22 protein-coding genes and 1 pseudogene are annotated in these 21,188 nt (G+C 43.6%); 11 read left to right on the top strand and 12 right to left on the bottom strand.

The genetic code is table 11. From position 1 onward, the window contains the following. Positions 1 to 140: 140 nt before the first annotated feature. The 4 genes from PN470_RS13070 (at position 141) to PN470_RS13085 (ending at position 3,328) form a co-directional block, all read left to right on the top strand. Positions 141 to 491 (top strand): hypothetical protein, encoded by a 351-nt coding sequence (locus tag PN470_RS13070; RefSeq protein ID WP_036395550.1) that lies wholly within the window; start codon positions 141 to 143, stop codon positions 489 to 491. A gap of 79 nt (positions 492 to 570) precedes the next feature. Continuing rightward, complete coding sequence (ycf46, locus tag PN470_RS13075; RefSeq protein ID WP_016514970.1) at positions 571 to 2,082, top strand: stress-responsive protein Ycf46; 1,512 nt, start codon at positions 571 to 573, stop codon at positions 2,080 to 2,082. Positions 2,083 to 2,217: 135 nt separating this feature from the next. Then, complete coding sequence (locus tag PN470_RS13080) at positions 2,218 to 2,571, top strand: DUF1257 domain-containing protein (protein WP_002731874.1); 354 nt, start codon at positions 2,218 to 2,220, stop codon at positions 2,569 to 2,571. Positions 2,572 to 2,671: 100 nt separating this feature from the next. Then, positions 2,672 to 3,328 carry a class I SAM-dependent methyltransferase gene (locus PN470_RS13085; RefSeq protein ID WP_272104648.1) on the top strand — a complete coding sequence of 219 codons (657 nt, stop codon included), beginning with the start codon at positions 2,672 to 2,674 and terminating at the stop codon, positions 3,326 to 3,328. A 245-nt stretch (positions 3,329 to 3,573) separates the two neighbouring features. On the opposite strand, the gene lysS is transcribed toward PN470_RS13085, so the two are convergent. From lysS to PN470_RS13110, 5 genes are all read right to left on the bottom strand, one after another. Further along, positions 3,574 to 5,178 (bottom strand): lysine--tRNA ligase, encoded by a 1,605-nt coding sequence (gene lysS / locus PN470_RS13090; RefSeq protein ID WP_271937512.1) that lies wholly within the window; start codon positions 5,176 to 5,178, stop codon positions 3,574 to 3,576. Positions 5,179 to 6,141: 963 nt separating this feature from the next. Further along, on the bottom strand, positions 6,142 to 6,921 hold the full coding sequence (locus PN470_RS13095; RefSeq protein WP_002776793.1) for an HNH endonuclease: 780 nt from the start codon (positions 6,919 to 6,921) through the stop codon (positions 6,142 to 6,144). Between the two features lie 40 nt (positions 6,922 to 6,961). Next, positions 6,962 to 8,047, bottom strand: coding sequence for an alanine dehydrogenase (ald, locus tag PN470_RS13100; RefSeq protein ID WP_272104649.1), 1,086 nt, complete (start codon positions 8,045 to 8,047; stop codon positions 6,962 to 6,964). Positions 8,048 to 8,130: 83 nt separating this feature from the next. Continuing rightward, positions 8,131 to 8,433, bottom strand: a complete 303-nt coding sequence (locus PN470_RS13105; RefSeq protein ID WP_002734773.1) for a DUF3181 family protein — start codon at positions 8,431 to 8,433, stop codon at positions 8,131 to 8,133. Then, complete coding sequence (locus tag PN470_RS13110; RefSeq protein ID WP_002732278.1) at positions 8,426 to 8,680, bottom strand: hypothetical protein; 255 nt, start codon at positions 8,678 to 8,680, stop codon at positions 8,426 to 8,428. Before PN470_RS13110 ends, PN470_RS13105 begins: the two co-directional genes overlap by 8 nt. A gap of 61 nt (positions 8,681 to 8,741) precedes the next feature. Between PN470_RS13110 and PN470_RS13115 the strand changes: the two are divergent. From PN470_RS13115 to PN470_RS13125, 3 genes and pseudogenes are all read left to right on the top strand, one after another. After that, positions 8,742 to 8,965, top strand: a pseudogene (locus PN470_RS13115) (IS1 family transposase); the annotation flags it as partial. Positions 8,966 to 9,108: 143 nt separating this feature from the next. Continuing rightward, complete coding sequence (dusA, locus tag PN470_RS13120) at positions 9,109 to 10,095, top strand: tRNA dihydrouridine(20/20a) synthase DusA (RefSeq protein WP_069474003.1); 987 nt, start codon at positions 9,109 to 9,111, stop codon at positions 10,093 to 10,095. Between the two features lie 15 nt (positions 10,096 to 10,110). Continuing rightward, the gene (locus tag PN470_RS13125; protein ID WP_272104650.1) at positions 10,111 to 10,923 is read left to right on the top strand and encodes a DUF362 domain-containing protein; all 813 of its coding nucleotides are present in this window, start codon (positions 10,111 to 10,113) and stop codon (positions 10,921 to 10,923) included. A 279-nt stretch (positions 10,924 to 11,202) separates the two neighbouring features. Here the strand turns inward: PN470_RS13125 and PN470_RS13130 are convergent, their stop codons facing one another. Further along, the gene (locus PN470_RS13130; protein ID WP_002731942.1) at positions 11,203 to 11,553 is read right to left on the bottom strand and encodes a Rieske (2Fe-2S) protein; all 351 of its coding nucleotides are present in this window, start codon (positions 11,551 to 11,553) and stop codon (positions 11,203 to 11,205) included. 8 nt (positions 11,554 to 11,561) lie between these two features. Further along, positions 11,562 to 12,143 carry a DUF1997 domain-containing protein gene (locus PN470_RS13135; RefSeq protein WP_002733111.1) on the bottom strand — a complete coding sequence of 194 codons (582 nt, stop codon included), beginning with the start codon at positions 12,141 to 12,143 and terminating at the stop codon, positions 11,562 to 11,564. A gap of 232 nt (positions 12,144 to 12,375) precedes the next feature. Between PN470_RS13135 and PN470_RS13140 the strand changes: the two genes are divergently transcribed. Beyond that, positions 12,376 to 12,834 (top strand): response regulator, encoded by a 459-nt coding sequence (locus PN470_RS13140; protein WP_272104651.1) that lies wholly within the window; start codon positions 12,376 to 12,378, stop codon positions 12,832 to 12,834. On the opposite strand, the gene PN470_RS13145 is transcribed toward PN470_RS13140, so the two are convergent. Then, positions 12,835 to 13,017: a hypothetical protein gene (locus tag PN470_RS13145; protein ID WP_002763844.1), complete on the bottom strand. Its 183-nt coding sequence runs from the start codon at positions 13,015 to 13,017 to the stop codon at positions 12,835 to 12,837. Between the two features lie 324 nt (positions 13,018 to 13,341). Between PN470_RS13145 and PN470_RS13150 the strand changes: the two genes are divergently transcribed. From PN470_RS13150 to truB, 3 genes are all read left to right on the top strand, one after another. Continuing rightward, positions 13,342 to 14,913, top strand: a complete 1,572-nt coding sequence (locus tag PN470_RS13150; RefSeq protein WP_272104652.1) for a hydantoinase B/oxoprolinase family protein — start codon at positions 13,342 to 13,344, stop codon at positions 14,911 to 14,913. A 121-nt stretch (positions 14,914 to 15,034) separates the two neighbouring features. Continuing rightward, entirely contained in the window at positions 15,035 to 16,081 is a 1,047-nt protein-coding gene (tsaD, locus tag PN470_RS13155; protein WP_002776804.1) for a tRNA (adenosine(37)-N6)-threonylcarbamoyltransferase complex transferase subunit TsaD, read from the top strand. A 90-nt stretch (positions 16,082 to 16,171) separates the two neighbouring features. Continuing rightward, positions 16,172 to 17,053 carry a tRNA pseudouridine(55) synthase TruB gene (truB, locus tag PN470_RS13160; RefSeq protein ID WP_271937522.1) on the top strand — a complete coding sequence of 294 codons (882 nt, stop codon included), beginning with the start codon at positions 16,172 to 16,174 and terminating at the stop codon, positions 17,051 to 17,053. Between the two features lie 236 nt (positions 17,054 to 17,289). Here truB and PN470_RS13165 read toward each other — a convergent pair whose 3' ends face one another. The 4 genes from PN470_RS13165 to PN470_RS13180 form a co-directional block, all read right to left on the bottom strand. Next, positions 17,290 to 17,547, bottom strand: coding sequence for a hypothetical protein (locus tag PN470_RS13165; RefSeq protein ID WP_002768810.1), 258 nt, complete (start codon positions 17,545 to 17,547; stop codon positions 17,290 to 17,292). 101 nt (positions 17,548 to 17,648) lie between these two features. Further along, positions 17,649 to 18,695: a histidinol-phosphate transaminase gene (gene hisC / locus PN470_RS13170; protein WP_271937524.1), complete on the bottom strand. Its 1,047-nt coding sequence runs from the start codon at positions 18,693 to 18,695 to the stop codon at positions 17,649 to 17,651. A 101-nt stretch (positions 18,696 to 18,796) separates the two neighbouring features. Further along, positions 18,797 to 20,017 carry a (E)-4-hydroxy-3-methylbut-2-enyl-diphosphate synthase gene (gene ispG, locus PN470_RS13175; RefSeq protein ID WP_271937526.1) on the bottom strand — a complete coding sequence of 407 codons (1,221 nt, stop codon included), beginning with the start codon at positions 20,015 to 20,017 and terminating at the stop codon, positions 18,797 to 18,799. 34 nt (positions 20,018 to 20,051) lie between these two features. After that, positions 20,052 to 20,966, bottom strand: coding sequence for an alpha/beta fold hydrolase (locus PN470_RS13180; RefSeq protein WP_271937529.1), 915 nt, complete (start codon positions 20,964 to 20,966; stop codon positions 20,052 to 20,054). Positions 20,967 to 21,188: the final 222 nt, after the last annotated feature.

The raw sequence follows: 21,188 nt of genomic DNA on the forward strand, positions 1-21,188 counted from the left end.
CCCCACACCCCACACCCCACTTCCCCAACAATTGTAAAGAAATGTTACAATTATGCCGTTATAACAGCTTACCATCTTGACAGGAGAGAAAGACAGTGGTTATAGTAGAGACACATACCCGGGTAAACCAATTTAGTGATATGCAAGACAAGCAAAAAGTCACACTGTACCTTCCCCCTGGAGTCCATCGTCAACTGAAAATCAAAGCCGCGATCGATGAAGAATCGATGTCAGGGCTGGTGGAAAAAGCGATCGCTTTCTACCTAAAATACCCCGAAAAGGTAGAAGAAATCGAAGCCGCCGCCTACGGCAAAACATATCAGGTTCATGTCTGTCCCGAGTGTGATGCCGCGTTAGTGATGAAAGAAGATCGGCTAAGGTCGATCAAACGCCAGCCCGCAATAGTGGGCGACGAGTTCCCGCTCGAAGTTCCCGAACCCGTTGGCGTTCAAGGAACCACAGAAGGAGAAGCAGCCTTAGTTCCCTGCTAAACTCTCAGTAGCCGAACAAGGCATCTACAGCCATCAGCCGCCCAAGGTCAAAACCGTTACCACAAATAGGGTCGATGTTATGAAAGAAGAGCTAGGAATTCTCGTCAAGGCTCAGTATCCCCTGATTTACCTCGTCACCTCCGAGGAGGAAAGGGCGGAAGAAGCCATCAGCAAAATAGCCCAACTAAATACACAACATCGACGGGTGTTTGTCTGGACTGTCACCCACGGCATGATCGAACTGGGTCAACCGCGCCAAACCAGTCAACATAATACCGTGTCGCCAGAAGCGGCGATCGAATGGGTAGTGCGTCAACGGGAAGGGGGTATCTACATCTTTAAAGACCTGCATCCGTTCATCACTTCTGCTCCGGTGACTCGCTGGTTAAGAGATGCGATCGCCAGCTTTAAAGGAACCGAAAAAATCATTATTTTAATGTCTCCCCTGCAAGAAGTCCCCATAGAACTAGAGAAAGACGTGGTAGTTCTAGATTTTCCCCTGCCGGACATGGGAGAGTTGGATACGGTTCTCTCGCAACATCTAGGCAAAAATCAAAATCGTCGTACCACCACAGAGGTCCGGGAAAAACTGCTGAAAGCGGCCTTGGGTTTAACCAAAGATGAAGCCGAAAAAGTTTACCGCAAGGCTTATGTAAAAGCCAACAAATTAACGGAAGACGAGGTAGAAATCGTCCTTTCCGAGAAAAAACAACTGATTCGCCGCAACGGAATTTTAGAATACATTGAAGAGGACGAGACCATCAATGCCGTCGGCGGTCTGGAAGAACTAAAAAAATGGTTAAAACAGCGATCGAACGCCTTTACAGAAAGAGCCAGAGGTTACGGACTCCCCCAACCGAAAGGAATGCTAATTTTAGGAGTACCGGGCTGTGGTAAGTCCTTAATTGCCAAAACCACCTCGCGCCTCTGGAGTTTACCGCTCCTGCGCTTAGATATGGGACGGGTTTACGATGGTTCCATGGTGGGACGGTCCGAGGCCAACCTGCGTAATGCCTTAAAAACTGCCGAATCCATCTCTCCGGCCATTCTTTTCATCGATGAATTAGATAAAGCTTTTGCCGGTGGTACAGGATCCGCCGATTCCGATGGGGGAACCTCTAGCCGCATCTTCGGCTCCTTCCTGACTTGGATGCAGGAAAAAACCTCGCCCGTCTTCGTTATGGCCACAGCTAACCGGATTGAACGGCTACCGGGGGAATTTCTCCGCAAGGGGCGCTTCGATGAAATCTTCTTTGTCGATTTGCCCAATTCCGAAGAAAGACAAGATATCTTTAATATTCACCTGACTAAACGACGCTCCGACATTTCTCGCTTCGATTTGGAGCAGTTAGCCAAGGTATCCGATGGGTTTTCCGGTGCGGAAATAGAACAGGCGCTGATTGCCGCCATGTATGAGGCCTTCGCCCAAGATCGCGAATTCACGCAATTAGACATTATTGCGGCGATTAAGGCGACTCTGCCCCTATCTCGCACCATGACCGAACAGGTAACTGCCCTGCGTGATTGGGCCAGACAACGCGCCCGACCTGCTTCGGCCTCCGTCGCTGAGTACCAGCGATTGGAGTTCTAACAGACTTTCGCCCGCTCCCAACGGGATGAAAGGCTAGTTCTCAGGGACTAGCAATGCCTCGAAAAGCCGCTTGGCGGCACTCTTTAACTCTCAATCTGTTGTTGTTAATTCTTAATCTACAAAGAGGAAATTCCAATGTCTCATTTCAGCACTCTCCGGACCAAAATCACCGATGCCGAAATCCTCAAAGCTTCTCTCCGCGACCTCGGCATTAGCGTGAAAACCGAAGCCGATGTTCGTGGTTACAACGGTCAACGGGTTCGCTCTGACATCGTTGCTGTTCTCGATGGCGAATATGATCTCGGTTGGTCCCGCAATACCGACGGCAGTTTCGATTTAATCGCTGACCTCTGGGGTGTGGCCAAAAAACACAATCAAACCGAATTGATCAACTCGATCAACCAAAAATACGCTGTGAACAAAACCCTATCCGAAGTGAAACAGCGCGGTCTGCAAAACGCTAACGTTAAGCTAGTCGTTCAAAGCTAAGATTTACAGCGCGTTCCCAAGCCTAGGGGTTGACCAGTTCGGTTAACCCTTTTTTCTGTCTGTGGGGTATGTTAAGAATAGTAAAATTAACTTGACAAAAATGCTCCGACCCGAAGAAAGAACTAAACTCGATCCGACCAAAGACAGCGATTTTTATGCTTTTCCCCGCTTTGTCACCCACGTGGATGAGGGTTTTATCGATCGATTAATCGCTCTCTACCGAGAGATATTATCGCCGAATACGCGCATTTTAGACCTGATGAGCAGCTGGGTGTCCCATTTACCGGAGGAGATGGAATTTGAGCATATCGAAGGTCACGGGATGAATAGGGAGGAGTTAGCCAAAAATCCCCGCTTGCATAGTTATTTTGTCCAAGACCTCAATGCACAGCCAAAATTGCCCCTAGGGGATAGTTCTTTTGATGCGGTGTTAATCACGGTGTCGGTGCAGTATTTGCAGTATCCAGAGGCGATTTTTGCAGAACTGTATCGCATTTTAAAGCCTAATGGTCTGGTGGTGGTCAGTTTTTCCAATCGGATGTTTTACCAAAAAGCGATCGCTGCTTGGCGCGATAATAGCGATTTAGGCCGGGTAGCGTTAGTGAAATCCTATTTTAAATCGGTGGCGGGATTTAGGGAAGTACAGGCGATCGTTCGTCCTGCTACTACCCCCAGTTTCCTGCAAATGTTAGGAATTATGGTTGCTGATCCCTTCTATGCAGTGATAGGAAAAAAAGAATCTTCTCTAGGATTATAATCACCGTTAACAATCAGATGGCTATTCCGATAATATCTGTAATTCGTTGGAATAGCCTATTTGATCTGTCCTGGTTTATTGTTCACTTGTGTTGGATGTAATTCCTCCGCAAACTGTAAACTAAGAGATTTGTGTAAGTATTGCCAGAGGATTTAACGAATACTTACAAGAATATCTCGATCTACAATATCAACTGATAATGCAAACTGGTGTAAGTACTCTCTAAAGTTGTTGAACATCAATAATTACCTCGAAATCGTTGGCATTTTTTCAAGAAAACCTACTACATTTTTTATTCTATCAATCACAAAATCACGCTCTAAATATGACAGCAAAGCTCCAGCTTTTGGCCCACGCTCTTTACCTAAGAACGATAAATAAACAGCTTTAAATGCAAGGGGTTGCTGCATTTCTAACTCTTTTGCTGTTGCAAATAAAGTTGTTTGCAATTCGTCAGCTTCCCAAACCTTAACATCTGTCAAGCTATAAGTTAGCTGTCTGAGATAAGCAACCTGCTCCTGAGTCAAGTCCCTAACTTTCTCAGGAACCCTGTCAAGATAAAGAACCAATTTCTCTTCTTCGTCAGCATAGTCCGCCAACCATTTTTGGGCAACTGAAATCCTTTGATTGGCAATTTGCCAATCATATTCGTTTAAAGGCTGAGTACTACGTTTTTCAATCTCTTGACGAATATCGAGGTGAGGCACTTGCAGTAAAGAAATCAGCGTGCTGAGATCAACAGGATGGTAAGGCTTAATCACTCCATCAAGTTGAGAGTAAAACAATGGCATTAACTCTTCAGGCAAAGCAGATTCTTGCTGGGCATCTGCTGATAAAGCTTGATACTTATCAGCTAGAGAATCGTAGTCTCTAAATAGCCTGGTTGTCGTTTCATAATTGGGCGCAAAGTTAATAACCGTCTTAGGCTGAGTTCGTAGCATTAAAAATCGAAGTAGCTCAGGAGGAAGTAACTCAGCGATTTCTTTGGCGCTTGAACCAACCCCCTTTGATGAACTCATCTTCGTGCCATTGACCAAAATGAATTCGTAGGGTGAATGGAAAGGTGGCTGTTTTCGTAGCACTTTTCGACAAATTGCATTCGCAACATCTCTAGATCCTCCTTTCTGGGAGTGATCTTTACCCGCAAGCTCAATGGTGATTCCCAATAAATCCCACTTTGCCGCCCACTCAACTTTCCAAGGTAATTTACCATTGCCATTAAAAGGAGAAACCCAGCCTGAATGACCACAACCTTGAACCCAATCCGTTGCATCAGGTTTGCAAGTGTAGAAAACTTCTGACCCGTTATAATCTGACACAACCGTTGTTGCAATCTTGCCGCAATTTTCACAAGCGATCTGAAAGGGATACCAGTTATCTGGCCGACGCGCTTTGCTCACCTCTAGATAGGCTTCTCTGACCAAATGAGCGTTTTTGAGGAAGGTATCAATGTAGGAATTTAATCGACCTGAGCGGTATAGATCACGCAAATAGTAAACCTCTGGTCTAACCCCCAAATGCTCGAAAACCTCTAGAAACTCCCCCATGAAGTACTTTGCATAATCGCTGGCACTATTGTCCGGTGAAGGGACATTGCAAAGGGGAAACCCTAAGTAAGGTGCAAACTTCTCTCGATCGAGATAATGGGGAACAGTATCAAGTGCATCATAATCATCAACACCATAGAGGAATTTCGATGATTTACCAGAATGTTTCAAGGCTCGATAAATCACATCATGGATCACAACCCCTCTCAACGATCCAACATGAACTCTTCCAGATGGGGTTTTTGAATCGTTGACAACTTGGTTTCCTTGTGCATCCGCAGCAATTTTGTCGGCCCAAAACATGAATTAACCTTATGTATCTACAGTTTTTACATTTTACATTCTAAAGGAATATCTAACACTTGACATACTGGGTTATCTGGAGTAGGTCGAGATGAGGTGTAAATCTTTGGCCTGGGTTCAGGGGGTCGTCTTCTTTGTGCCATCTAATTAAAGACAAGATATCTTTAATATGCCTCGACTTCCCCCGTATAAACATACTAACTATGGCTAAAAGTCTTACAGAGCCTGAGTTAAATCAACACAATACTAATGGACTACTGGACACAAAATCCTGAAGTCTTTACGCGGATAGGGTTTGAGGCAAAAACTTTCAAATTTGACCTTTGGACCGTTATAGCTTGTTTCGGGGCAGAAAACCAGCAAAAACATGGCTACAGAGGGAATCGCTTACTCTAGAGATTAATGACACTATCTGTTACCATCAGGTTAGGGATCACTATACAGCCAACTCTACGGAATCGCTCTACTCCAGATACAGTCAATGGTACAGCGGCTCGACAGCCCAACTGAGCATCGCCGAACGTCCATTTTTAAGCGAAAAATGTACCCAGTAGCCTCTTGGCAATTTTTTCTGAGAAGCGACCTGCAGTAAGGGTTTTGTTGATTTTTTAGTATTTATGTATGGGGGAAGTCCAGATATATTTTCAAATCCTCGAATAGCAGATTTTTTATTAGTTATATAAATAAGTAGTCGTGCAAAATTAATTTCCTAGTGAAGATAGGCAAGAGGCAAGAGGCAAGAGCGGGGTTAGATATGTGTAATTAATTTTGCTTAGGTACTTATGTTGATCAATATTCTTGATTTCCTTATTTTTGAGAAAAATATAGATAACCGCATAGGTCAGAAATGTTGAATCCTTAGATAAAACTTTATACACAAGCTGAAATTGCAAAAGTGTTTTAGAAAAACTCAATTATAAACAAAGTAGTGCAATTGAGAATTTAACTTATCTTATCCTATTTTTAGCCCTGAAATATATGATAGCGATGATAGTTTAAAAAATCCAAATCCGGTGAGAAGCGATCGGGAACATTTAAAGTTTTACCGCGATAGTTGATAAAATTTAGTTCTAACGTCTCGCTACCTTGATCCTGAGCCTTTTTTTCGATCTCATGGCCAATAATTAATCTTAAATCCTCGTCGAAACTAATTAAACCTCGATCGAAAGCAGTATCATGAGTACGAGCTAGGCACAGGCCATTATGAGGGTTTAAACGCTGTTCGGGAAATTGACTCCAGGGTAATATATGACTAGCTGTTAGTAACAGAGGAATGGGATTTCCTGTAATACAGCAACGATAGTTATATAGGGCTAAAATTGTCTTTCTAAAAAAGTTTTGTCCGATTCTAACTTTTCTGATTGCCTCGGTTTCTGTTTTGATATTTTCCGAAAAATCAAGTCTAGTAAAATCCTCTTGCTGTTCGTTGATAACTCCTAAAAGAACCTGTAATTTTTCCTCACTTTCTAGGGCTAATTCTGTCCAGTTATCCTCGAACTCCTGCCAGATTTGCCGATCAGCTTTACTGATACCTTTTAACCCCTGTACTCCTCGCAATTGATGCCTGGGATCGAGAGAACCAAAATTACATAATTTCATCACCAGGGCCGATGGTGTTCGCTGTAACTTTTCAGCGACTTCGATAATAACAGGATTATTGGTGTGGAATTGTCCATAGGGAAATTTATAGTATAAATTGAGAGCGATCAGCAGCTCATCCCTTGTCCATAAATTCTTAGTCATAACCCCTAAAAAATACCACCATCAGCCCTGAAATTACTGCTCAAATCAAATCGGGAAAAACTTCGCGCACTGCTGGATGAATTAACCGATGATTGGCGACATTTAACCCCTTAGCGAGGGAAACATCTTGATCCAAAGCTTTTACTCCATGGTCGGCTAATTTAATAACGTAGGGTAGGGTACTATTATTTAAAGCTTGAGTTGCCGTCCAGGGTACTGCTCCAGGCATATTAGGGACACCATAATGTACTACTCCCGACTCCAGGTAAGTCGGTTGACTGTGGGAAGTGGCCCGCAGAGTTTCCACGCAGCCCCCTTGGTCTACTGCCACATCGACAATTACGGAACCAGGGTTCATTTTGGCGACTAAAGAGCGAGAAACCAGCGTCGGCGCTCGTTTTCCTAAGACTAGCACTGCCCCAATCAATAAATCAGCCCTAGGAACCACATTTTCTAATTGTGCCGGGCTACTATAAAGCAATTCTACCCTGGAACCGAATAAAGTCTCTAAATAGGCCAAGCGATCGACGTTAATATCTAAAATAGTTACTTTTGCCCCCATACCGATGGCAATTCTGGCCGCTTCCGTACCCACCACACCCCCGCCAAGGATAACCACTTGTCCAGGACTCACCCCGGGGAAACCCCCCAGTAAAACTCCCCTACCTCCCTGTTGTTTTTCCAGATAGCGGGCCCCAAATTGTACCGAAAGACGACCGGCAATAACACTCATAGGAGTTAAGAGAGGCAAGCGACCATCAGCAAGCTCGACCGTTTCATAAGCGATCGCAGTTGTTCCCGACTCGATTAATGCTTCCGTTAAATAGCGCTCGGCTGCTAGGTGTAAATAGGTGAATAGGAGAGCTTCCTTATTTAAAAAGCCGTATTCTGCCTTAAGCGGCTCTTTTACCTTGACAACTAGCGGTTTATCCCAAACTTGTGCCGCTTTTTCCACAATTTTGGCCCCGGATTTTTGGTAATCCTCATCGCTGAATCCGGCACCTAATCCGGCGGCCGTTTCCACGAATACCCTATGACCGCGATCATTGAGTACACGCACACTGCTGGGACTTAAACCGACGCGAAACTCTTGATCTTTAATCTCTTTGGGAACACCTATTTCCATGGTTTGCTTCTGGGGGACTATTTCTAACTACTTTAGCCTGTTAGTCCTAGTCTGCGAGTAATCAGACATACTATGTGGGAATTTTAGCGACTTTTTTGGTATTCTTCCAGCAAATCGATTAAATCCACCTGACATTTGGTGGGTAACAAATCCGCTAGGGAAACTTGCAGATGACCACCTCCGAGGGTGACTTTTATCTCCCGCAGGAGAGACATGACTGCATTCTCACTTAAACTGTCGTTTTCGAGCAAAGGGAAGACTTTTTCGGCAACGACGCTGTGTAAATGGGCCTCCCGGAGATAGAGATGCCATTTAGCCACGTCAATGTAGATATTGTCGCCGATTTGGGCGGCCAGATTTTCGATGTCCTGAGTTGTGTTAGCCATGGGGTGTTACCGAGTAGTTAGCGATCGCCGCTATATAAATCAAATGTCCCACCAATAGAATAGCCCAAATTCCCGTGAACAGATTCAACCAAGTCCAATCGGAAAATTTAATGATATGAAAAAACCACAACCCTGAATTAATCGCTAAAAAAGCCGCCACATGAACGGCGAAATTCATGCGATCATCTAAACGTCGGAAAGCGGGATCGTTTTTGCGATCGGGTTGACGGGGCCAACGAGGAGGCATAAGCAGTGATCAGTTGTCAATTATCAGTTATCAGTGTACCGGTTTTTTAGCCAATAGATAACGTCATCGACTGGTCGGGAAAGAAACTGGTCAAACTAATCCTATTGAAAGATTAAATAATACCTTTCGACAAAGGATTTCTCGGCTGGTGAGAGAGAGTCTATCTTTCTCTAAAAAAATGGAGAATCACCTTGAGGAATCCTTTGGTATTTTATCCATGACTACAATGCACAGCAAAGCAAAGGATTAAACCGCCATCACTACTACCGAATCACCAGCCACTAGGAAATTTATTTTGCACTACCACTTAACCAGTAATATTAGATAGTCAACTTACCAAAAAGCTTTAAAATATCTTGGCAGGAAGACTGGTTATTCTCTGGGGAAACCCAGAGAATGTCCCGATCAGCAAAAAAATCAAGGGAAAGATGGGCAGTATTTTAAGTGTGGCGCCGATGATGGATTATACCGATCGCCATTTTCGCTATTTTTTGCGACAAATTAGCCGTCGTCCCCTTCTCTACACGGAAATGATCACGACGATGGCGATTAAACACGGCGATCGCTATAAGTTGCTGGGGTTCTCCCTAGCAGAAAAACCTCTAGCTTTGCAGTTAGGGGGTGATAATCCCTATCTTTTGGCAGAATGTGCTAAAATAGCCGAAGATATGGGTTATGACGAGGTAAATCTCAATGTGGGTTGTCCTAGTTCTAGGGTAAAAGAGGGCAATTTCGGCGCTTGTTTGATGGCTAACCCAGAATTAGTTGCGAGGGGAATATCGGCAATGAATCAAGCTGTATCGATTCCCGTGACTGTAAAACAGAGAATTGGTATTGATGATCAGGATAGTTACGAAAATATGGCGAATTTTGTCCGTATTGTCGCAGATGCGGGTTGTCAACGTTTTACCATCCATGCGCGGAAAGCTTGGTTACAGGGATTAAGTCCCAAGGAAAATCGCACCGTCCCCCCCTTACGTTACGATGATGTTTATCGCCTAAAAAATCAGTTTCCCCATTTGTTTATTGAAATTAATGGCGGTATCATTAATTTAGAACAGGCTAGACAACATTTACAATTAGTAGATGCGGTCATGATCGGTCGGGCAGCCTACGATAATCCCTATTTATTTGCCACAGTCGATCGAGATTTTTATGGGGAATCGGTTACTCCTCCTACCCGGGAAGAAGTAATCAAAAAAATGCTTCCCTACATCGATGAATGGGTGAGTAAAGGTTATAAATTACACCAGATCAGCAAACATCTTTTACAGCTTTTTGCCGGTCAGCCCGGAACTAAGGCCTGGAAGCGTTATATTAGTGAAAATAGCCATTTTCCTGGGGCCGATTCTGGGCTAATCTGGCAAGCTTTACAGCAGGTAAATTCCCTAAATGATCTGGCCAATTCCCATTAATTTATTTTCTTTTCTATGATTACCCAATCCTCAATTACTGCCGGGGTAAAAAATTCAGCTATGGCGGATTTTGTTTATCAACCTCCCCCGGCAGCTATCACAGCTAAACGTATTTTAATTAAACCTAATTTAGGTTATCCTGTGCCACCACCAGTAACGGTTAGTCTGCCGGTATTAAGTCAAGTTTTGCGGGGATTGAGGGGGGTAAATCCTGGGGCAGAAATCATCTTATTAGAGGGAGTTTGTTCTGCTATTTCTTTGAGAGAAATTATCGATATTTTGGGCGTAAAATCTATTCTCGATCCTGGAATAACTATTCTTGATGCTGATAGTTTACCCCAGCAAGAATATCCGAATCTTTCCCCTTTTCCTGTCCGTTTTCCCTCGATGTTTGCCCCTAAAATTATCGAAGAAGTGGATTGTCGGATCACGATTGGAACCTTAAAACGCACCCATTTAAAGGATAAACCCTTGATTTCTGCTTCTTTAAAAAATCTCTATGGACTCTTTCCCCGTAGTCATTATAAAGCGCGTAGTCCCAACTCGCGGGGGCAATTACATCGCCCCTCCGTACCGCTAATTTTACAGGATGTTTATTTTTGTATCGGTCATCTTTTTGATGGGGCAGTGGTGGACGCTAATCTCAAATATTTTAGTAGCAATTGGCGCCCAGATCGAGGAAAATCTATTCCTCTCGGTCAAGTGTTTTGGGGTGATGATATGATTAGCGTGGATCGCAGTGCTTGTCTGTTAGGTGATGAACCGATGCCAAGTTATTTAGATGCGATCGATTTGCTTCGTTCTCAACTTTTAAACGGAACTAATTAGGGTTAATAATTAGGGTTGGCTGAAATAGGCAAACACTTGTATTAAATAATATCCAGCTTATTATTTATACTGCAAAGCCGTCCGATCCTAGGCTGACATGACGGGATTTCATAGTTAGTAAAAGTATAGGAGAGTGGGGATCACCGGAGCGGGGTAGGGGAACAATCCATAACTGAGTTTTTACGGAAGCGAGCGAGGTGCGTTTGGCATTCTCAAAGATTAACCCATTGTCGAGTGAACGGCTCTTTAGGTTGCCCAAAACCCCCCTCGGTGAGGATGTCAAGCGTCTATCCAGATGCTGCCGTCTTCGATGCGAAGGGGATAAACGGGTAAAGCTTGGGGTTGAGAAACTGCCGCCATCGCTTTGTTAACCACAGGGGGCCAGGTAATCCAATCTTTGACAGCACCGCTACAGAGATCAAACGAACTACGATGCCAGGGACAAACGATCGCGCCGTCCTCGGTAATTTTGCCCTTCGTCATCGATAATTTTAAATGAGGACAACGGTTGCCGACGGCGTGGAATTGACCGTTATTGTTAATCAACAGAATGGAATTTTCCCCCACTTTTACCACTTGACGGGCGCCGGGGGCAAGGGAATCTACAGATAATACTTTTGTCCAACTCATATTTTTATTTAACTAAGGGAGAGATCGAGAATCGTTTCGGGGTAATTTTGGGCAATAATATCCTGTTTAGCCCATTGTTGGTAATCTTGCAACAATTGACTCATTAAACGCTGTTTAATCCGCAATAAAACCCCTTTTAAGAGACTATTACCGGCGATTTCTAACAGCGGACGCGGGGTTAACCATAATGGTGGTGGTAAGGTGACTTTCACCTCAAGATTGGCTTTCCCCGCTAGATAGGTTTGATTATTTTTTTCCACAGGAGCGAGTTTGCCTTGAACATTGAGGCTAAAGCGATCGTTGATATAATCAATACCTTTGATCTGACAGTCTTCTGATTGCAAAAATATCGTCCCCTCAGAGGTGGCCCAGACATTAAGAATAACCGTGGGCTGAAAATAGTACATATTCAAGAAGTTTAGGGGACGCATTTTTAGGCGAAACCTATTCTCAGACAAGTGTTCTGTTAAGCTAGTCTCAACGATAGCCTGTACTAATCTTTGCGGTTGACGCAGATAATGCTGAATCGGGATGGTTTGTTCAGCAACAACAATTTCTAGGGATTCGGCAGCGGTAAAAGTTACTTCCATACGTTGGTTATCTTAAATTTGTCTCCCTTCTTAATTTTACTTTACAAAACTTATACTTTTCGACGGTCCAGATGTATAAATTTTACCGCTAAGAGGGGACACAAACCAGATTTTTGCCCAAAGTTGGGCTTTTTTCAGTGATCAGTGGGGGGTTTTAAGTCAACAGTGGGGGAGAAGGGAGAAGGGAGGGAGAAGAAGGGAAGTTAAGGCCAAAAGACTAACAGCCTCTACAATGATAACAGGTGAGATCTGTAGGGATAGGAAAATGATTATAATGAGGCCGAGAGAGTCAATTAAAGTCTTAATTGCTGACGATCACGAGATAACTTGTTTAGGACTCAAGACTTTAATTTCCCAGCAGCAGGATTGTCAGGTGGTGGGAATTGCGGTTAATGGTCAACAGGCGATCGACTTGGCGAAAAGTTGTCAACCAGATGTAATTATTTTAGATATACAGATGCCTGTCTTAGATGGACACAGCGCCGCTATTCAAATCAAACAATTCGACCCTTATATTCGCATTATCGCCTATAGTTCCTTGCCAAAGCTTCCAATGGAAAAAAATAATCAAAGTATAGCTTTTGACCTATACTACCCTAAAGATATATCTTCCCAAGCTCTGATCAAAGCGATCGATGACTTGGGAAAATTAGCACAATCGGACAAACATCAATCCCGTCGAGTCGGATAGTTAACTAAGTTTTTCTTCAGGAAAAGTTGCTTGAAACTCATCGAGTAATTCATCCAACTCCTCAAGAGCTTGATTAACATCTAATCTCAGGCCGCCAATGTCGGGTTTATCGCGCAATTGCAGTAAATAATCGCGTTTATTAGCCATTTGTTGCACTTTATCGATCAAGCTGGTTTTATCCATAATTCACCCTCTGGTACTGAGTGCGATTATATCTCAGTCAGCCCGTATCAGTGGATCTGCTCCAAAAATCAAAAATCTTCTCTTGGGTGAGGAGACAGGAGGTTCCCAGGCTCTCTTGGGTTTGGTGGGTAAAATGTGTTCTAAGATATAGTCTGGCGAGCAAGTGGAATGAACCACAGAGACACAAAGGACACAAAGATCGCTCCTATGCAAGTTAAACTGATCACACAAAGAATAAGAGAGCCACTCCGACAGAGGAGGATAAAAAAGACAAGAGACAGCTAACTGATAACTGATAACTGATAACTGATAACTGATTTTCCTATGTCTCCTCTAGATTCTCATTGCACAGAAATAACTACCGTTGCCGATCCTATTTATCTAGAAATCTTTAAAAATCTCTATCAATTTATTGCCGAAGAAATGGGGATTACTCTCCAAAATACGGCAGCAAGTGTCAATATTAAAGAGCGCCTAGACTTCTCCTGTGCTATCTTTGATGAGGTGGGAAATTTAATCGCTAATGCTCCTCATATTCCCGTCCATTTAGGTTCTATGGCCGATAGCGTTAAAAGCTTAATTCAGGATAAAGGTGAGACGATTCGTCCGGGGAATGTTTATCTGGCTAATAATCCTTATAATGGCGGTACTCACCTTCCAGATGTCACAGTAATTAGTCCTATTTTTGACCGCCAAAATCAGGAAATATTATTTTATCTTGCCTCCCGGGGACATCAAGCTGATATCGGTGGCATTACCCCCGGTTCTATGCCTCCCCACTCTGTCCATATTAGCGAAGAAGGAATTTTATTCGATAATTTTTTGCTGGTAGCGGCGGGCAAATTTCGGGAGCAAGAATTAATTAATCACTTAACTAATAGTCCTTTTGCTGCACGCAATATCGCCCAAAATATTGCCGATTTTCAAGCGCAAATAGCCGCTAATGCCAAGGGGGAAAGAGAATTACATAATATGGTTGAGCGCTACGGATTAGCTATGGTTAAAGCCTATCAACAGTTCGTTCAAGATAATGCCGAATTGGCGGTGAGAAAAGCTATATCTGTCCTGAAAGATGGTGAATTTACTTATTATCTGGATAACGGTGCTGTCATCAAGGTCAGAATTATCATAGATATTGATAATTGTCAAGCAACCATCGATTTTACTGGCACATCTGACCAGTTAAATAATAATTTTAATGCACCTCTAGCAGTGACAAGAGCGGCGGTTTTATACGTTTTTCGTACCCTTGTGGAGGAGGCAATTCCTTTAAATGCGGGCTGTTTCAAACCCCTCCATTTAATTATCCCATCTGGCTGTTTTCTTAATCCCGTTTATCCAGCGGCCGTAGTAGCTGGAAATGTGGAAACTTCCCAGGCCATAGTTAATGCTTTATACGGTGCTTTAGGCATTCAAGCAGCCAGTCAAGGAACGATGAATAATTTCACTTTTGGCAATCAAGAATATCAATATTATGAGACTATTTGTGGTGGTTCTGGTGCGGGGGCAAATTTTGCGGGAACTGCTGCCGTACAAACCCAGATGACTAATTCCCGTCTCACCGATCCGGAAGTATTAGAAATGCGCTATCCTGTGTTAGTAGAAAGTTTTAGCATTCGCCCCGATAGTGGCGGCAAGGGACAATATTCTGGAGGTGATGGTGTGATTAGAAGAATTAAATTTCAAGAGTCCATGACTGCTAATATTTTATCGGGTAATCGCCAGATTCCCCCCTTTGGACTAGCGGGAGGAAAAGCCGGTAAAATAGGACGTAATGCCGTGGAAAGAAACGATGGAACTATTGAAGAATTGCCCGGTACTGCGACTGTAGAAATGAACCCCGGTGATATTTTTATTATTGAAACCCCCGGCGGTGGTGGCTATGGAAATCGCTGAACGATAATTTTAATTAAGTACCTAAGCAAAATTAAGTAAGTGGTTATAATTAAATTAAAGATGGATACCCCCTTAATCCCCCCTTAATAAGGGGGGTGTCTGACGATTTACTGATTAAATCATGACAATTATCTTAGCGATCGAAACCAGTTGCGATGAAACGGCTGTGGCTATTGTTAACAATAACCAGGTGTTGAGTAGTGTGGTTTCTTCTCAAATTGATCTCCATCGTCCCTATGGCGGTGTTGTGCCAGAAATGGCCTCCCGACAACACCTAGAAACCATTAATTTTTGTCTAGAAAAAGCTTGGCAAGAAACGGGGTTAACTTGGTCAGAAATTGATGGGATAGCCGCCACAGTTGCTCCCGGTTTAGTAGGTGCTTTAATGGTGGGAATGACGGCAGCCAAAACCCTGGCTATTATCCACGATAAACCCTTTATCGGCATTCATCATCTCGAAGGTCATATCTATGCTTCCTATCTCGCTGAATCTGATCTTAAACCTCCTTTTTTATCTCTTTTAGTCTCCGGGGGTCATACCAGTTTAATCCATGTGCAGGCCTGCGGTAAATATCAACAATTAGGAACTACTAGAGATGATGCAGCTGGAGAAGCTTTTGATAAAGTGGCACGATTATTAAACTTAAGTTATCCCGGAGGTCCGATAATTGATCGCATTGCTAAAGATGGTAATCCCCAAGCTTTTCCCTTACCTGAAGGTAAAATATCTTTACCAACCGGCGGTTTTCATGCCTACGATTCCAGTTTTAGCGGTTTAAAAACTGCTGTTTTGCGCTTAGTAGAGAAATTCGAGCCAGATAATTTACCTGTAGCTGACATAGCCGCTAGTTTTCAAGATACGGTAGCCAGAAGTTTAACCCGTCGGACAATCAATTGTGCCTTAGATTATGGCTTAAAAACTATTGCGATCGGGGGAGGAGTAGCTGCTAATAGTGCCTTAAGAAATCATCTGGAAACTGCCGCCAAAAATCATGATTTAACCGTCTATTTTCCGCCGCTTAAACTCTGTACAGATAACGCCGCTATGATTGCTCGCGCTGCTGTTGATCATTATGATCTTGGTCATTTTTCTGACCTTTCTATCGGTGTTCGTTCCCGTTTACCTTTAAGCGAAGTTATGCAATTATATAATACGTCAGATTTTTAGCTATCAGCCGTCAGTATTCAGAATTGAGGAGATTGCTTTTATCTATTCTCCCCGTCTCCCCACTTCATAATTCATAATTGATAATTTATAATGTTTGGCTTTTTAAATCTCAATAAACCCCCCGATTGGACTTCTCATGATTGTGTGGCCAAAGTCCGAAAAATTCTTAAGACAAAACGAGTCGGCCATGGCGGAACTTTAGATCCTATGGCTACGGGAGTTTTACCGATCGCCGTCGGGTCTGCCACCCGATTACTGCCTTATTTACCCGAAAATAAGGCTTATCGGGCAAAAATTCAGTTAGGACTCAGCACCGATACCGATGATATTACGGGAAAAGCGATCGCTACTTGTCCCTGGCCCGATTTAACTTTAGAGGCAGTTAAGCCGCATTTAGCGGAATTTATTGGCAATATTGCCCAGATTCCGCCAATGTATAGTGCTATTCAAAAGGATGGTCGCCGTCTCTACGAATTGGCTCGCAAAGGGGAAATAATCGCAGTGGAGCCTCGTCAGGTCAAAATTGACCAAATTACGGTTTTAGGCTGGTTAGAGGGCGAATTTCCGCAAATAGAGCTAGATATTCACTGTGGATCGGGGACTTATATTCGTTCTTTGGCCAGAGATTTGGGGAAGGTGTTAGCTGTCGGTGGCACTTTAGCCGGTTTAACTCGCACGGAAAGCTGTGGTTTTCAATTAGCTGATAGTATTAATCTGGAAGCTTTAATGGCTAATTCTGAGGGTTTAATTTCGCCTCGCATTGCCTTGGCGCATCTAGACTGGATTTCTTTGACATCAGAAAGAGTTATCGATTGGTTTCACGGCAGAAAAATTAATCTCACCGATGCAAATGTTATAATCAGTTCTCTGGTTGCTGTGGAGTCTTTAGAGGCTCAATTTCTCGGCATTGGTGAGATAGTTGTCGCAGAAGATGAATACTATCTACAGCCTAAAATAGTTATTCAGCAATAGGGTTAATATATGGGTATATCTCAGTTTTGTAGAAATGTCTATATTACATTTTGAGCGCAGGCCATTGGCGTAATAATATTATTGTAGGGGCGAATTGCATTCACCCTATTGTAGGGGCGAATTGCATTCGCCCTCTGGAAAGAGGCAACAGGAAAGGGAAAAATATGTATAATTGATTCTCTCTGGGTACTTAATAAATACTTTTTCTACATCTTAAGTATTCTTATCTGGACAAACTAAGCTTTTTTATCAACAGTATAAACCCACTGATTATGATTTTTTCTGGCCACGATTTTTTTAGAAGCAACCAAAGATTTTAGACAAAGATTGAGCATAGAAACGGGACGATTTAAGCGTTGGCTCAATTCTTGAACTGTGATTCCTTGCGGATAAAATTGCATAAGTTCAAAAATTTGTGCGCTAGTATTTAATCCTTTTGTCGGACTAATAATCTTGATAGCCAAGGCTAGTAATCGGGAGAAACGACAGGCTATTAGACCCTTGTTTGTCGCTGCTTTGTTCCGATCAATCTAGCCTTTTTTTCGAGAAGTTATTAGGGTTTAAAATGCTAATAAAACCCTGACGAAAATAGAGATTAATTTGTTCCCATAATCTCTTGAATAGCAGATAAAAGGCGATCAATCTCCTCATCAGTGCCGATAGAAATCCGCACATAATTCTGAATGCGAGGATGTTTAAAATATCGCACTAATATCTGACGGTCTTTGAGTTGATTATATAACTCACTGGCACTAATCTGGGGGGGAGAAGCGAGGATAAAATTAGCTTCCGAGTCAAAAACAATAAATCCCAACTCCCGCAAAGAAGTAATTAAATGGCTGCGGGTTTGACGGACTTTTTGCCAAACTTGCTCAAAATAATTATGGTGTTTTAAAGCTGCTGTGGCTAAAGTTTGAGCGATGCGATCTAAATTATAGGAATCACGCACCTTATCCATCTGTTCGATAATTGCCCTGGAAGCAAAACCGAAACCGACTCTTAACCCCGCTAAACTATAACTTTTCGACATGGTGCGACTAATGATGACATTATCGTAACGGGAGAGAAAATCGAGATGATTGTCATCACTAAAATCCACATAAGCTTCATCAATTAATACCAATCCCGACGCATTAGCACAGGTTGCTTCTAAATAGTCGCGCTCAAGATGTTTCCCGACGGGAGGATTAGGAGAAGCTAGAAAAATTAATTTCGCTTCCGGACAAATAATCGGTCCGGCTAATTCAAATTTATCATTAGTGGGAAATTCGATAATATTTGCCCCGTGTACCCGGGCAATTGTCTCGTAAAGGGAATAGGTTAAATCCAAAAAAGCGACGCTTTCGCAAGGGTTAACAAAAGTTCGCAGGGCGATATTAAGTATATCATCGGAGCCATTACCCGCGATTATCTGATCGGCTGCTATGCCGTATAATTCCGCCGCCGTTTGCCGTAACTCTTTGGAGATAGGATCGGGATAGAGTCGGACTTTCTCTAATTGCTCTGGCAGGTGGGCAAAAATTTCCGCCGGTGGGGGATAGGGATTCTCATTGGTGTTAAGTTTGGTAAATCCCGCGCTTTGGGGCTGTTCTCCCGGAGTGTAAGCGGGGGTTTGACGAACACAATCGCGTGTAGGTAGCATGGACTCTCTTGGGCGGCAATTTCTAGCAAGCTTTCCATTATAACAAATCCTCGCCGATGATCGGGGGTTGCATAGATGTCAACCCCTACCGGTAAAACTAATTAAGGTTCTACCCAACGGCCATCGGCTTTAATTAAATTAATCAACTCGCTTACACCTTCACTTTCGGGGACGCGTTTAATTTCCTCGCGACCGCGATAAAGGGAGATATAACCGGCCTGTTTCCCCACATAACCATAGTCTGCGTCGGCCATTTCTCCCGGTCCATTGACAATACAACCCATAACCGCGATATCGAGTCCGGTGAGGTGTTTAGTCGCTGCGCGCACTTGCTGCAGGACATCTTCTAAATTAAAAAGAGTGCGACCACAGGAAGGACAGGCAACGTATTCGACCATGGTTTTCCGTAGTCCCAGGGCCTGGAGAATGCTGTAACAGACGGGAATTTCCTTTTCGGGAGCTTCCGTCAGAGAAACGCGAATCGTATCACCAATACCGTCCGCTAAGAGAGTGGCAATCCCGGCAGTGGATTTAATTCGTCCGTATTCCCCATCTCCTGCCTCAGTAACCCCCAAATGTAGGGGATAATCCATACCTAACTCGTCCATGCGCTTAACCATGAGACGATAGGCGGCCACCATCACCGGCACGCGGGAAGCTTTCAGGGAAACCACTAGATTGCGAAAATCGAGGGATTCGCAGATGCGGATAAATTCTAAAGCCGACTGTACCATTCCTTCGGGGGTGTCACCGTAGGTAAAGAGCATTCTTTCGGCCAGAGAACCATGGTTAACGCCGATTCGCATCGCTTTACCTTGATCTCGCAGGGAAATCACTAAAGGTTTCAGAGTTTCGGCTATTTTTTCGCCAATTTCATCAAATTCTGCTTGACTGTACTCGCTGCGGTCGGCTTTCGGTTTCTCGAAAACGTACAAACCGGGGTTAATCCGCACTTTATCGACGTGCTTGGCCACTTCTAGGGCGATTTTCATGCCGTTGTGATGTACATCGGCTACTAACGGCACAGGTTGATAGGTGGCGAGCAGTTTTTCCCTAATTTTAGCTAAAGCGGTGGCGTGGGACAGACTCGGCACGGTGACGCGGACAATTTCACAGCCGATTTCATGGAGGCGACGGATACCGGCCACGGAACCATCTATATCAAGGGTATCCTCGTTAATCATCGACTGCACGACCACGGGATGACCACCACCGATGGTAACGCTACCTACCCGGACGGGACGGGTTTTGCGTCGGTGAATCGTGGTGTCGAATTCGGAGGCAGTTGCGGGGGGTTTGAGCGTCGATTCCAAGGTTTGCATAGGACTATCACCAACAATCACTCTCCCTATTCTCTCAAAGAACAGCAACAGATTCTAGCCACTCTAATAAAATTGGGTTAAAACGGTCAGGACATTCATCCTGCAAACAATGACCGGCCCGGTCAAATTCTACATATTTAATCCTAGGATTAAGGGAGACAAAACCCTCGGCTAACTGGACGGGAACCATCCGATCTTGTTTGCCCCAACACAATAAAATCGGGATTTGTAAACGTGGTAAAATTAGCTTTGCCGGTGGACAATATTCGGGATGATTGACAGCTTGTGCTAGGGAAATAAAGGCCTCAGCTGCCCCCTCATCTAGGGTTGGGGCGGCGATAATTTGTACTAATTCGTCGCTGACTGCTTTCTTGTCTTCGTAGGCGATTCCTGTCCATTTTTTCAAGACTTGCGGACGACGCAGATAGTAAAAAATCGGTTTTAATAGCCAAGGCGAAGTGAAAAAGTTTTCGATGGGAGTGACGATATTTAATAACCAATCGGCAATCATTTCCCGCCGACGGCTGACATCGGGTAAACTGAGCATAACTAATCCGGCTACCATTTCTGGGTATTTACTCGCTAGGGCCATACTAACTAAAGAACCGATCGAATTTCCCACTAATACCACCGGTCTATTGATAAAAGTTTGCCAGAAATCGTGTATCTGTTCCACCCAGAGATTAATGGTATAGGGAACCTGCACTTTACGCGAACCACCGAAACCTAATAAATCTACTGCGTAAACTCGATGATTTTGGCTGAGAATAGGAATATTATGGCGCCAATGTTCGATCGCCGCTCCAAATCCATGCAGTAAAATTAAAGGGGGTTTATCGGCATCTTGGGGTTTTTTTGCCGGCATAAAACTATAACGAATTTGCCAACCGCGCCACACCCAATCCCGTTGATAACCGATACGTTCTGTCCAAGCTGGTGAAGTTGTCACTTAAGTCAAACAATTAAGAGGTTTTCAGGAAATATTACTCTAAGTAGGTAGGCGTTAAAAATTATCAGATGCCCCCCTTATTAAGGCTATCCCTTATAGGGATCTTTCTTAACAATTTTTGCAGTAAGCACTCCAACCCTTATCCTGACTTGATTTCAGTTTTTTCTTTGTCAGTAAGGGTGTCAACAAGGAATATTACAAATTGTTAACCGAGTCTTGAAA

This window comes from Microcystis sp. CS-574, from assembly GCF_028329095.1.
In the GTDB taxonomy this organism is placed as follows: domain Bacteria; phylum Cyanobacteriota; class Cyanobacteriia; order Cyanobacteriales; family Microcystaceae; genus Microcystis; species Microcystis ichthyoblabe_A.